General features: G+C 59.3%; 9 protein-coding genes. 5 read left to right on the forward strand and 4 right to left on the reverse strand.

Going from position 1 to position 11,708, the window contains the following annotated elements; all coding sequences use genetic code 11:
* Window positions 1–21 precede the first annotated feature (21 nt).
* Together ABIE16_RS10630 and ABIE16_RS10635 are read left to right on the forward strand one after the other, a co-directional pair.
* Window positions 22–999, forward strand: a complete 978-nt coding sequence (locus ABIE16_RS10630; RefSeq protein ID WP_429521088.1) for a 2-hydroxyacid dehydrogenase — start codon at window positions 22–24, stop codon at window positions 997–999.
* Window positions 1,000–1,420: 421 nt separating this feature from the next.
* A complete protein-coding gene (locus ABIE16_RS10635; protein WP_429521089.1) occupies window positions 1,421–1,705 on the forward strand; it encodes a helix-turn-helix transcriptional regulator in 285 nt (94 codons plus the stop codon).
* 143 nt (window positions 1,706–1,848) lie between these two features.
* Here the strand turns inward: ABIE16_RS10635 and ABIE16_RS10640 are convergent, their stop codons facing one another.
* Window positions 1,849–3,189 (reverse strand): RHS repeat-associated core domain-containing protein, encoded by a 1,341-nt coding sequence (locus ABIE16_RS10640; protein WP_429521090.1) that lies wholly within the window; start codon window positions 3,187–3,189, stop codon window positions 1,849–1,851.
* A gap of 122 nt (window positions 3,190–3,311) precedes the next feature.
* On the opposite strand from ABIE16_RS10640, the gene ABIE16_RS10645 reads away from it, so the two are divergent.
* On the forward strand, window positions 3,312–4,067 hold the full coding sequence (locus tag ABIE16_RS10645; RefSeq protein ID WP_429521091.1) for a fimbrial biogenesis chaperone: 756 nt from the start codon (window positions 3,312–3,314) through the stop codon (window positions 4,065–4,067).
* 37 nt (window positions 4,068–4,104) lie between these two features.
* Complete coding sequence (locus ABIE16_RS10650; protein WP_429521092.1) at window positions 4,105–6,624, forward strand: fimbria/pilus outer membrane usher protein; 2,520 nt, start codon at window positions 4,105–4,107, stop codon at window positions 6,622–6,624.
* Between the two features lie 70 nt (window positions 6,625–6,694).
* On the opposite strand, the gene ABIE16_RS10655 is transcribed toward ABIE16_RS10650, so the two are convergent.
* Both ABIE16_RS10655 and ABIE16_RS10660 read right to left on the reverse strand, forming a co-directional pair.
* Entirely contained in the window at window positions 6,695–8,248 is a 1,554-nt protein-coding gene (locus ABIE16_RS10655; protein ID WP_429521093.1) for a hypothetical protein, read from the reverse strand.
* A 183-nt stretch (window positions 8,249–8,431) separates the two neighbouring features.
* The gene (locus tag ABIE16_RS10660) at window positions 8,432–9,619 is read right to left on the reverse strand and encodes a pyridoxal phosphate-dependent aminotransferase (protein ID WP_429521094.1); all 1,188 of its coding nucleotides are present in this window, start codon (window positions 9,617–9,619) and stop codon (window positions 8,432–8,434) included.
* Window positions 9,620–10,034: 415 nt separating this feature from the next.
* Between ABIE16_RS10660 and ABIE16_RS10665 the strand changes: the two genes are divergently transcribed.
* Entirely contained in the window at window positions 10,035–10,394 is a 360-nt protein-coding gene (locus ABIE16_RS10665) for a DUF6124 family protein (protein ID WP_218498147.1), read from the forward strand.
* A 131-nt stretch (window positions 10,395–10,525) separates the two neighbouring features.
* Here the strand turns inward: ABIE16_RS10665 and ABIE16_RS10670 are convergent, their stop codons facing one another.
* A complete protein-coding gene (locus tag ABIE16_RS10670; protein ID WP_429521095.1) occupies window positions 10,526–11,662 on the reverse strand; it encodes a glycerate kinase in 1,137 nt (378 codons plus the stop codon).
* Window positions 11,663–11,708: the final 46 nt, after the last annotated feature.

An 11,708-nucleotide genomic window follows, 5' to 3' on the forward strand; every position in this document is an offset into this window, starting at 1 on the left:
ATTGAAGTTGAGATCACGAAGATGAAAAAGCAGGTCGTCCTGTACAAGAAACTCTCGCCGCTGCTCATGGCTCGCCTGCACGAGCACACCGATGTGACGCTGATCGACAGCCTCGATGCCGAAGGTCTCGGCAAACTGCGCGACGCCCTGCCCCGTGCCCACGGGCTGCTCGGTGCCAGCCTGAAACTCGATGCCGAACTGCTGGACCTGGCGCCCAACCTTGAAGCCATCGCCAGCGTTTCGGTGGGCGTCGACAACTACGACATCGATTACCTTACCGAGCGGCGCATCCTGCTCAGCAACACGCCGGACGTGCTCACCGAAACCACCGCCGACACCGGTTTCGCACTGATCCTGGCCACTGCGCGGCGCGTGGTGGAATTGGCGAACATGGTTCGCGACGGCCAGTGGACCCGCAACATCGGCCCCGCACATTTCGGCAGTGACGTACACGGCAAGACCCTGGGCATCATCGGCATGGGCCGCATCGGCGAGGCCCTGGCCCAGCGCGGGCATTTCGGCTTCGGCATGCCGGTGATCTATCACAGTAACTCGCCGAAATTGGCGGTCGAAAAACGGTTCAACGCGCAATACCGCAGCCTGCCCGAGTTGTTGCAGCAAGCGGATTTCATTTGCCTGACCTTGCCGCTGACGGCCGAAACCGAAGGGTTAATCGGTGCCGAGGAATTTGCACTGATGCGCCCGGAAAGCATCTTCATCAACATTTCTCGAGGAAAAGTCGTGCATGAAGCGGCGTTGGTCGAGGCGTTGCGCAGTGGGCAGATTCGCGCGGCGGGGCTGGATGTGTTTGAGCGCGAACCGTTGAACCTTGATTCGCCGTTATTGCAATTGAACAACGTGGTGGCGACGCCGCACATGGGCTCGGCAACCCATGAAACACGGGAAGCGATGGCCAGGTGTGCGGTGGACAACCTGCTGGCGGCGCTGGCGGGTGAGCGGCCGGTGAATCTGGTGAATCCCGGGGTGTGGAAGGCTTGAGACATTCGTTGTCCTTAAGGCAGCCATCGCGAGCAGGCTCGCTCCTACAGGTTCAGTGGTGTTCACAATTCATACGTTCACCACCGACCACTGCTCGCGATGTCGCCAGTGCAAGCAACACACCTCATCAAGTCCGCCCTCGTCAATCTCATGCGCAAAAGCGACGAACGGAACCCGCTTCCCATTGCACCCTGCCCTCGATGTTAATCCAGCCAAAACAATGACATCCGTCAAAAAAAGCCACTCGCGGCCACCTGCCCGAGTGCCGATCAAAAATCGCAAAACTGGTAGTTCTTACAGGTTTCAACGCGCGGGAACCACGCTATAACGGGGCTGAAGCTACACGCTGGACGCTGGAACCACGCCCCGTCAGGAAGGAACCGCCGCGCCCGCCTCATTGATCGAAATGGGAATATCTGTCATGAACCACCAGACCCCAGTCCCCGCTCGTACCCGCCCCCCCAAAGCTAAATCGCCGAAACTGGATGCCGGCAAGAAGCCGGCCGTCACCCTGACCGCACGGGAAAAAGAAGCGTTGTTATGGAGTGCCAGAGGCAAGTCGTCGTGGGAAATCAGCCGCATCTTTAACTGCTCGGAAGCCGGGGTGAATTACCACTTCAGCAATATCCGGCGCAAGTTTAATGTCAGCTCGAGATGGGTGGCGATGATGATGGCGTTGGAGTTGGGGTTGATTCAGTTGCATTGAATTGCACAATAATTTAACAAACCGCAGGCTAAAAAACCGCCAGGATTCGAAAACGAACCCTGGCGGTAAGCGCGTTTTTTTGTGGCTAAGAGTGAAGAGTCACCATAAGCCCTTTCCCGGATATTTCATTCGGTACTTCACGATCACGTCCAGCCCTCCTTCTGGGAGTTACTAAAGCCGAAAAGTCCTCTTTTGCCAGTTTTCTCTTCAGGGCGCCTAACAGATTTCACTTTTTTCTCCACATGCGGACGCGAGGTTTCCTCAAAACGAGAACCGCGTTCTTCATTGCTGATTTTTTTCCATTCAGAGGACGAATATTTTGCGAGCTTACGGGACATGAGGATCTGTTCATTAATTACCCGTTCACTATGTTGTTTGTAGATTTCATCCAACCGGGCTTCAGTACGTTCGACCTCAGACGCCCCTCCGGTTTTGCTTGTAGTGTCGGCCCCAGTTGATCGGTTGCCCACGCGCTGACTTGCACCTTTCTGGGCAGACGTTGTTTGAATCTCCGTTCTCTTCGGTGCTTTGTCGCCTGCCTGGATTGTGTTCCCTTTCATGAACTCGTCCATTTGCCGCTGTTGTGTCTGGATTTTTGCCCGAAAAAGATTCCGTGGCGGTGACGCCGTTGGAGGCTGATGTGTTATGCCTCTGAACATATGTCCACTAGGATCTGAGTTCATCATCGGCTCCCCTCCGCAATATGCGTACGCGTTCAGTCCGCCATCATAAAATGGACTCAAATCATCCGGACCAGTAAACCGCATCAACACCGGACTAAACGCCCGATACCCATTCCCCAGCAGATACCTTCCCGTTGGATCTTCACGCCGCTCCCCGTTGTACCCCAGCGCACCACTCACCGCTGCATCCTGCGCCCGATGTCCATACGCCGTATAAACAACATCCTTGCGCCCGGTCTTGCTGACCTCGCTCAACACACTGTTCTTGTGGTCACTGGCCAGCAGTAAAGACTTTGGGTCGGCACCTGCCTTGAGCTCGGCGAGCACCATATCGTCGCCGCGGATGAAGGTGCTGCTCGTGTTGTCCGTGATCTGGTTGGCCAATTGATTGCCCTGGTAAAAACGCTGCTCCTTGCCACCGCTGTCGGTCGTACCGGCCAGCGTATCAAGCGGATCGTAGTTGTAGCCGGTTGCGCCACCCGATGGGCCGCTGACGCTGATCAAGCGGCCGAGGGGGTCGTATTCGAGGGTGCGGTTGGCTTCGTCGCGGATCAGGTGGCCGTCGACGTTGTATTCCAGCAGGATTTCTGCCGGGTAATCGTCGTGGTTATTCGTCACTTTACGCAGTTGCGCCGGATCAACCGTGTCATAGGTATAGAGGGCCCGGTTGCTGCCACCGGGAAAGGTCGTCATCACACCCTGCAGGTTGTCCAGTGCGCTGAACAAAAACAACTGACTGATGATGGCCTTATTATAGGGATCGACCGGGGGTTGAGTGCCCTCACAGGCGTAGCTGGTCAACCGGCCACGCAAGTCATACCCACCCGCTCGCCTTGCACACGATGCTGATCATCGCGTGCAAGTGACTTTATCAATACGTCCGGACAGGTTTCGCTTGCCCGGACGTATAGAGGTAGAACTCCATGTTTGGCTTGACCCGGCACACCGCCCTTTACCGACAGACCGTTGGCGCCTGCATGAGCCTGTTGTTGCTGATGGTCCATGCCCCCGTGACCCAGGCCGCCTTGACGCTCGGCGCCACACGCGTGGTATTCGACAGCAACAAACGCAGCACTTCAGTGATTGTCGCCAACCCCAGCAACCGGCCTTTTGCCGTGCAGACCTGGGTCAATACAGTCGCTGACGATGACGTCACCCCTGTTCCGTTTATCCCTTCACCTTCCTTGTTCCGACTCAATCCAGGCAAGGAGCAACAGCTGCAAATCAACGGTTTGCCCAATACATTGCCGGATGATCGGGAGTCACTGTTTTTCCTGAATGTGCAGGAAATCCCGCAAGCCGAAACCAGCGATGGCAATGCCTTGAACATTGCACTGCGCACCCGGATCAAGCTGTTTTATCGACCCGCGCAGATCAAGGACAACCCGATGGCGCGTCTCAAGGACCTGCAATGGTCACTCAAGGACGTAGCGGGCGAACGACGGCTCATCGTGAACAACCCGACACCTTTTCATGTGTCCTTTGTCCGCCTCGAAGTTCTCGGCGACATCAAGAATCAGATTGTACCCAATGCCGTCATGGTCGAACCGTTCAGCAGCCAGACCTACGCCCTCAACGGCATCAAACTGCAAGAGCGTGCGCAGATTCTGTTCTCGGCCATCAACGATTACGGCGGTTACAGCGAGCCTTTGACCGTGCCCATTCAACTGGCTCCCTGAGGCTTCGCCCTCTGCCTTAACTGCCAGGAATACCACCATGACTTCATTACTCGACCGCGATTGCGCGGGCGGGCCTAAGCGCCTGCGCCTCGCATATTTGCTCCTGATCGGCGGTAGCGGCACCCTTGCGCTCGAAACCAAGCTTGCACTGGCTGCGCAACCTGCGCAGTTTCAAAGCGGTTTCATGCGCCAAACCCAAACTCATCCCAGCGATGCCGGCGTCTTCGCGCTCAATGCCTTGACCCGTGGTCACGACCTCGGCCCAGGCCAATATTGGGTGGCCATTCAGGTCAACCTTCGTTACTTCGGCGAACGCGAGCTCGCCTTCGAACTCAGCCCCGAGGGTGATCACCTGACTCCCTGCCTGTCGTTCGCGCTGTTGGATGAGCTGGGGGTTCGCCTCGACAGCCTGGCCGATCCCGCCCTGTTGCAAGCGTCGTGCATCGATTTGGCAACAGCGATACCGGGATCCGAACTCGACTTCGACCCCAACAAACTGGTGCTGACGATTTCCATTCCACAGATTGCCATGCGCCGCACTGTGGTGGGTCATGTCGACCCCGAACGCTGGGATTACGGCATCAACGCCGCCTTCGTCAATTACCAGGTCTCGGCGCAGCAAGGCACCAGCCGCTATGGCGGGAACACCAACAGTGACGATGTGTATCTGAACAGCGGAATCAACCTGGGCCCCTGGCGTCTGCGCGGTAATCAGTCGATGCGCCAGGACGAACGCGGTCAACGCGTCTGGAACCGCGCCTACACCTATGCTCAGCGTGACTTGCCCGGCACAAACGCCAGCCTGACACTCGGTGAAACCTTCAGCGGCGGCGATGTATTCCGCAGCGTGCCCTTCAAAGGCGCGCTAATCAGCTCGGACCTCGACATGTTGCCGGATGCCATGCAGGGATATGCCCCGATCATTCGCGGTGTGGCGCAAAGCCGCGCCAAGCTGGAAGTGCTGCAAAATGGCTACCCCATCTATTCCACCTATGTCAGTGCCGGCCCGTATGAAATCGATGACCTGAGTACGATCGGCGGCAATGGCGAGCTGGAAATCGTGCTGACCGAGGCCGACGGACAGGTACGACGCTTTACCCAGAACTACGCCACTATCGGCAATCTGCTGCGTGAAGGCGTCTGGCGCTACAGCGCTGCCGTGGGTCGATACAACGCCGCCAATGACCTGGATGACCCGTTGTTCTGGCAGGGCACACTGGCCATGGGCACCGTGTGGAACTCAACGCTGTACGGCGGCTTGATGACGAGCGAGTACTACCGCGCGGGAACACTTGGCTTGGCAAGGGACCTGGGCAGCTTCGGCGCCCTGGCCCTGGATGTGACGCGCTCCGATGCTGAAATCGAAACAGCCGACTCGCAGCGTGTCCAGGGGGTGAGTTATGCGTTGAAGTACGGCAAATCCTTTTCAACCCGCACCAATTTGCGTTTCGCCGGTTACCGCTACTCGACCGAAGGTTATCGAGACTTCGACGAGGCAGTGCGCCAGCAAAGCCACAGCTCGACATTCCTGGGCAGCCGGCGCAGTCGCCTGGAGGCCTCCCTCTATCAGGCCGTGGGCGAACGCAGTGCGCTGGGCTTGACCCTGTCCAAACAGGATTACTGGCGTAGCCGTCATGAACAACGGCAGTTCCAGTTCAATTTCAATACCCAGTTACGCAATGTCAGCTACAACGCCTACGCCTCTCAGTCGTTGAGCAATACACGCGGCACGGATCGCCAGTTTGGCCTGAGCATTTCCCTGCCTGTTGATTTCGGGCGCCCTGGTTCGGCGACGTTCGATGTGCACAACGACGGTGACCGGTACAGCCAGCGGGCCAGTCTGGGGGGCAATGCCCACGACAACCGGCTCAACTACCGCGTCAGTCTCAGCAACGACGACAATCGACAGCAGGCAGGCGCCCTGACGCTCGGCTATCAAGCGCCCTTCGGCACACTCGGCGCCGGGCTGACCCAAGGCAGCGATTACCGTAGTACGTCAATCAACGCCAGCGGTGCCATGTTGCTGCATGCCGATGGCCTGAGCGTCGGGCCTTACCTTGGGGAAACCAGTGCATTGCTCGAAGTACCCGACATTGCCGGGGTCGAAGTGGTGAACGCCACCGGCGTGAAGACGGACCGGCACGGTTACGCCCTGGTGCCTTACCTGCGCCCCTATCGGCTGAACCAGATCGAATTGCAAACAAACCAAGTGGGCCCCGAGGTGGAGATCGACAATGGCGTGACCCAGGTCGTCCCCAGGCGCGGTGCCGTGGTCAAGGCCACCTTCGCTGCCCGCAAGGTCAGTCGCCTGGTCATCACCGCCCGAACCGCCACGGGACAGCCCTTGCCGTTTGGTGCACAGGTCAGCGATGCCGAGGGCAGCGTGCTTGGCACGGTCGGTCAGGCCGGACAAATGTTGCTGTCGACTCATACACAACCACAGATGCTCGACGTTCACTGGGGAGAGGAGCCGACCCCACAATGCCGGCTGATGATCGATCCGGACAGCATGGAGCAAGACCAGGGCTATCGCCTGCAGGAGCTCACGTGCCTCTGATTCCAATATTCGCCTGTCGACGTCAATGGCCATCCATCAGGACTCAAGCATGAAAAATTCGAAACGCCGTTTACTGGGCGCCACGGTCCTGGCCGCTACCTGCCTGCCCTCCCTGGCCTGGTCTGCCAATTGCCAATGGGTGCCGGCGGGCGGGCCGACGATGAAGAACTACCAGCGTGACATGGGCACCTTGTACGTGCCGCGGGACGCAAGTCCCGGCACGGTGATCGGCGCCATTGACCTGCCACAAACCACGTCCAGCAACCCGGGTTCCATTCCACATCACCTGGTAGGTGTCGCCGTCAGCCAACGGCGCCACGAGTTCGATCTTGGCAAGAACCTCTTTGTCCTCATCCGTGTCGACCAGTTCGTTGTCAACGCCTGACTCGCCAACAATCGTGACGGGTTCAAGGTTGGGGTTACCGGGCTCGGGGTTTGGGTTATCCGGCCCGGCATTGGAAAGGTTGCAAGTCTTGGGGACGATGATAGATACGAAAGATTCCAGACCTCGGTACACGATGTACTGGACGTCGGTCGCCACCGGACCTTTGGCTGCACCATACCGCGTCTTGATGTGTTCCCAGGGCACAAAGAAACTGTGAGTTTGCGGGTTATCGCCAACGGGAATTCTGTTTGCAACCTCGACGCCGCCCCATTTCAGGGCAATTTCATCGGTGGGTTTGCCATTGGGGATCTTTGGAAACCTGACAATGACACCGCCGTTGACGATGTCCGAGCGCAGTAATTCACCACCTGTGGCGTCTGTGACAATCGGCGCCTGTAATGGCACTGGCGTCGGCGTTGGCCCAAGCGCCACGGACATCAGCTCATACAATGACAGCGGGCTGATGTTGCCGGCCTTGTCGATCAAAACATAGCCGCCACAGCATGCACCGTCCCCCGCCGTGATGAACTTGTCTTTGGGAATTCTTACCTTGCCGTTCGCAACAATGGCTTGCGGGCCAATGAGATCAATGTCCGCTGGATCGTCCGGTAATTCACCTTTGAGCCAACCGAACGCGACCTTCACGTCAGCCGAATCGCCAGTCCAGCCAGGAATCGTAAACTCAAGAAAATCATCAGTGCCAAACGTTAAATCGGTAATGGGTGTTGTGAACGTGTATCCCATCTTGGCCGGCGGTATCGAGCCATTGGGCGGGACTTTGTCGATATGAATGGGCACGGGTAGGGATTGGTCCGGCACATCCAAATAGCTCATATGCCAATACCTGAGGTCGAACGCGCCCTCATTGTCCGGGTTCAGCATGAACGCACTGGGCAAGGTAAATACCAGCGGCTCCCATTTATCATCGCCCGTATACGTGAGTTCAGGAGAAATCAACGTCCATTCGTTGCTGCCTCTGCGGGCGATTTCCAGTTTGAACCTGTCAGTTTGTGTGGGTCGGGTTGGAAGTGGCCCGTCCCACACCTGAATGGTGATGGTTTGATCGGCATCCAGACTTGCCCTGGGAATAAGCCCCACCGGGTTCCCGGCCATCACAATGTGCGATACATTCGGGGACTGGACCTCCAACGGTGCCGCCCCGCCGGAGGTAGCTTCGCGTGCCGCAAACTGTTGCTCTTTTTTATCTGAACCTGCCATGTTGTCGCTCTCCATATTCATAACCTCGCGCCATGGGCTTGCCATGGCGTCAGGCCGGAAAAGCAGACCGAATGTTACCGGGCACTACCAAACGCATCCCGTCGTTCTGCGCTTTGGAGCAGTAAACCGTGTTTTAGAAAAGTGCGTAACTGTCAAAGTTGACAGGTAGCGCCACTTTTTTTTGCATGCTGGAGGCGGTGCAACTCAAGCCCGCCGCCCCTCAAGCAAGTCCGTGGCGCACAGCGCAATCCGTCGGCAGGCATCCGCCAGTTTCGCCCGGTCCACCACCAGACCGATGCGAATGTGCCCCGCCGCACTGGGCCCGAAGGCTTCACCGGCGAGCACCGACACGCCATAACCGTCCAGCAGCCGCTCGGCAAAATGCTGGGCGGACAACCCGATCTGGCGCACGTCGACCATCACGAACATGCCGCCATCGGGGCGAATCGCCTGGATGCCAGGGCACAGATTCAAACTGGCGCACACCAGGTCGCGACGCTGGCGATATTCCTCTCGCATCTGCGCCACGTGCGGCAGGTTTTCATCCAGCGCCAATTGCGCGGCGTTCTGGATGAAATCCGGAATGCCGAACAGCATGCACAACGACAGATTCACCAAATGTTCACACAGCGATTGCGGCCCGATGACCCAGCCCACCCGCCAGCCACTCATGGCGTGGGATTTCGACAGGCTATTGATCGTCGCCGTGCGTTCGGCCATGCCCGGCAAACTCGCGGGGCTGATGTGCTCGCCCTCGAACAGCAGTTCGCTGTACACCTCGTCGCTGATCAACCACAGGTCATGGCGAATGCACAATGCGGCCAGCGCTTTCCAGGCCGTCAGCGACAGGCTGGCGCCGGAGGGGTTGTTCGGGCTGTTGAGCAACATCGCGCGAGTGTTCGGCGTGATCAGTGCCGCGACATCGGCCGGATCGACCCGAAAGCCGTTCTGCGAGCGCACCGGCACCGGTACCACTTTCGCCCCGCAGGCACCGAACACGCCTTCGTAGGTCACGTACATCGGCTCGGCGACGAGCACTTCGTCCCCCGGGTCGAGCAGGCATTGCGCAACCGAATACACCGCGCATTGCGCCCCGGGGAATACGATCACGTGCTGCGCATCCACGGCCTGGCCGCTGCGCCGGCGATGATGGCGGGCGATGCTGTCGCGCAAGCCTTGGCTGCCGCGCACCGCCGGGTAGTGCGTGTCGCCGGCCAGCAAACTGCCAATCGCGGCCTGGACGATGGGTTGTGGGGTGTCGAAATCCGGGTCGCCGATCGATAGCAGCAAGACATCGACACCCTGCTCGCGCAGCGCCAGCGCTCGATCGTGAATCCGCCAGGCTGCCGCTCCGTCACCGGCGATTCGTTGGGTCAAGGCTGAGTAGCGCATGGCGTTCTCCTGTCGCGCGTATTCCTGGCCACAACCCTATCTCAAATCGCGCAACACGGCACCTCGCGAGCGCGTGTTTAATGGTGTTTAAGGTTACTTCATGAAAGCCACAGGACCTTGCGCCGTTGCCTACGCTTGCGCCAGAATCCGCCGGCTTGTGCGCCTGGGGGGCCATCGGTAACTTGATTCGTGTCACTGCTCATCAGTGATCGGGTTTAGCAGCCCGGTGGTTTTCTAGTGAAGTGCATAGGCGCTATCAGTCAGGCATTCCCATGCTTGCACTTGATGGTAGCTGTGCGCAGGGCGCCTTCGGGCGCGCCGGTTTACTAGATCCCCGGTCTGCTAACCTGCGTACAGCTGCCTCCTCTTTCGTTTAGCAGCAAAAGGGATGGCACTCCATATAAGGATCTAGTTGATGTTCAAGGTCACACCCAACCCGCCGGACACCGATCCGGTTTCCCCGTACGAACCCGATTCAAAAAAGCTCAACGAAGCCGCCGAACGCGCCCTCGCCTTTCACTTCCCCTCGATCGCCGACATCAAAGCCACGCCGCGTACTCCCGGCACACTGTTCACCGTGAACCCAGAAGCCACGACCGAAACCCTGGTGGTTTACCTGGTGGAAACGCTGGCCTCAGTCGACGTGATGGTTCACCAGTTGGTGGATCATCTGGACGGCGGATCGCGCAATGCGCTGCTGGGAATTTCCAACAGCGTGATGCTGGCGGAGATCGCGGCGAACCGGGTGCTGGATCAGATAGATCCGCCTGAATAGTCCGCCAACACTCAAAAAACCTGTGGGAGCGAGCTTGCTCGCGATAGCGGTATGTCAGTCAGCATTGATGTCGCTGACATACCGTCATCGCGAGCAAGCTCGCTCCCACAGGGATTGGGGTGTTCGAAAGGTCAGCGACTGGCCAGCCGCCAAACCCGCGCCACATCGGTCGCCCGCTCACGCAACAAGCGCGGCGCTTCGGCACAAGCCTGCTCCAGGGTCATCGGCCCGCTCGCCAGGGCAAACGCAGCGTCGATACCGTGCTCGTACAGTGCCTGATAGCCCTCGCCCAACGTGCCGGCGATGACAATGACCGGCACGCCGTGTTCCCGGGCGACTCGCGCCACGCCAAACGGCGTCTTGCCGCGCAGGGTTTGCGCATCGAAACGCCCTTCACCGGTGATCACCAGATCGGCGCCTGCAATGGCGTCGGCCAGCCCCACCAGTTCGGCAACCACCTCGACCCCGGCCGTAAATTGCGCACCGAGGAACGCCTTGGCGGCAAACCCCAGGCCGCCCGCCGCACCACTGCCCGGCTCGTCGCGCACGTCGTTGTTCAAGGCTTGCGCGCAATGGTCGGCAAAGTGCCCCAGGGCGCGGTCCAGTTGCTCGACCTGCACGGGCGAGGCGCCTTTTTGCGGGCCGAAAATCGCCGAGGCACCGTGGGGACCGCACAGCGGGTTGTTGACGTCGGCGGCGATGTCGAAGCGCACCTGGGCCAGGCGCGGATCAATTTCGCTCAGGTCGACGCGGGCCAATTGCCCAAGGGCGAGGCCGCCCGGTGACAGCGTCTGCCCCTGAGCGTCGAGCAATCTCACGCCCAAGGCCTGCATGGCGCCAGCGCCGCCGTCATTGGTCGCACTGCCGCCAATCGCCAGGATCACCCGTTGTGCGCCGGCCTCCAGCGCGGCCCGGATCAGTTGCCCGGTACCGAAGGTGCTGCTGATGCACGCATCCCGTTGCGCCACCGGGACCAACTGCAAACCGCTGGCCTCGGCCATTTCGATGATCGCGGTGTGGCTCTGGGGCAACCAGCCCCAGGCGGCATCCACCATGGCCCCCAGCGGCCCGCGAACCAGGGTGCGGCGCTGCTGGCCTTCGCACGCGGCCAGGATCGACTCGACAGTCCCTTCCCCGCCGTCGGCCATCGGGCATTTGATCAGTTGGGCATCAGGCCAGACCTGCGCCAATCCCAATGCAATGGCATCGGCCACGCCTTGAGCGCTGAGGCTGTCCTTGAACGAATCGGGGGCGATCACGATTTTCATGGGAATTCTCCAGTTCCAATGCCCACATGCTGCCAGCCGCCATGAA

Source organism: Pseudomonas sp. 2725 (assembly GCF_050434585.1).
In the GTDB taxonomy this organism is placed as follows: domain Bacteria; phylum Pseudomonadota; class Gammaproteobacteria; order Pseudomonadales; family Pseudomonadaceae; genus Aquipseudomonas; species Aquipseudomonas jessenii.

What these genes read in the sequence shown, in the direction of transcription:
- ABIE16_RS10660 (WP_429521094.1), bottom strand. Translation starts at nt 9,619, where the DNA reads ATGCGCTACTCAGCCTTGACCCAACGAATCGCCGGTGACGGAGCGGCA.
- ABIE16_RS10635 (WP_429521089.1), top strand. Translation starts at nt 1,421, where the DNA reads ATGAACCACCAGACCCCAGTCCCCGCTCGTACCCGCCCCCCCAAAGCT.
- ABIE16_RS10645 (WP_429521091.1), top strand. Translation starts at nt 3,312, where the DNA reads ATGTTTGGCTTGACCCGGCACACCGCCCTTTACCGACAGACCGTTGGC.
- ABIE16_RS10655 (WP_429521093.1), bottom strand. Translation starts at nt 8,248, where the DNA reads ATGAATATGGAGAGCGACAACATGGCAGGTTCAGATAAAAAAGAGCAA.
- ABIE16_RS10665 (WP_218498147.1), top strand. Translation starts at nt 10,035, where the DNA reads ATGTTCAAGGTCACACCCAACCCGCCGGACACCGATCCGGTTTCCCCG.
- ABIE16_RS10650 (WP_429521092.1), top strand. Translation starts at nt 4,105, where the DNA reads ATGACTTCATTACTCGACCGCGATTGCGCGGGCGGGCCTAAGCGCCTG.
- ABIE16_RS10630 (WP_429521088.1), top strand. Translation starts at nt 22, where the DNA reads ATGAAAAAGCAGGTCGTCCTGTACAAGAAACTCTCGCCGCTGCTCATG.
- ABIE16_RS10670 (WP_429521095.1), bottom strand. Translation starts at nt 11,662, where the DNA reads ATGAAAATCGTGATCGCCCCCGATTCGTTCAAGGACAGCCTCAGCGCT.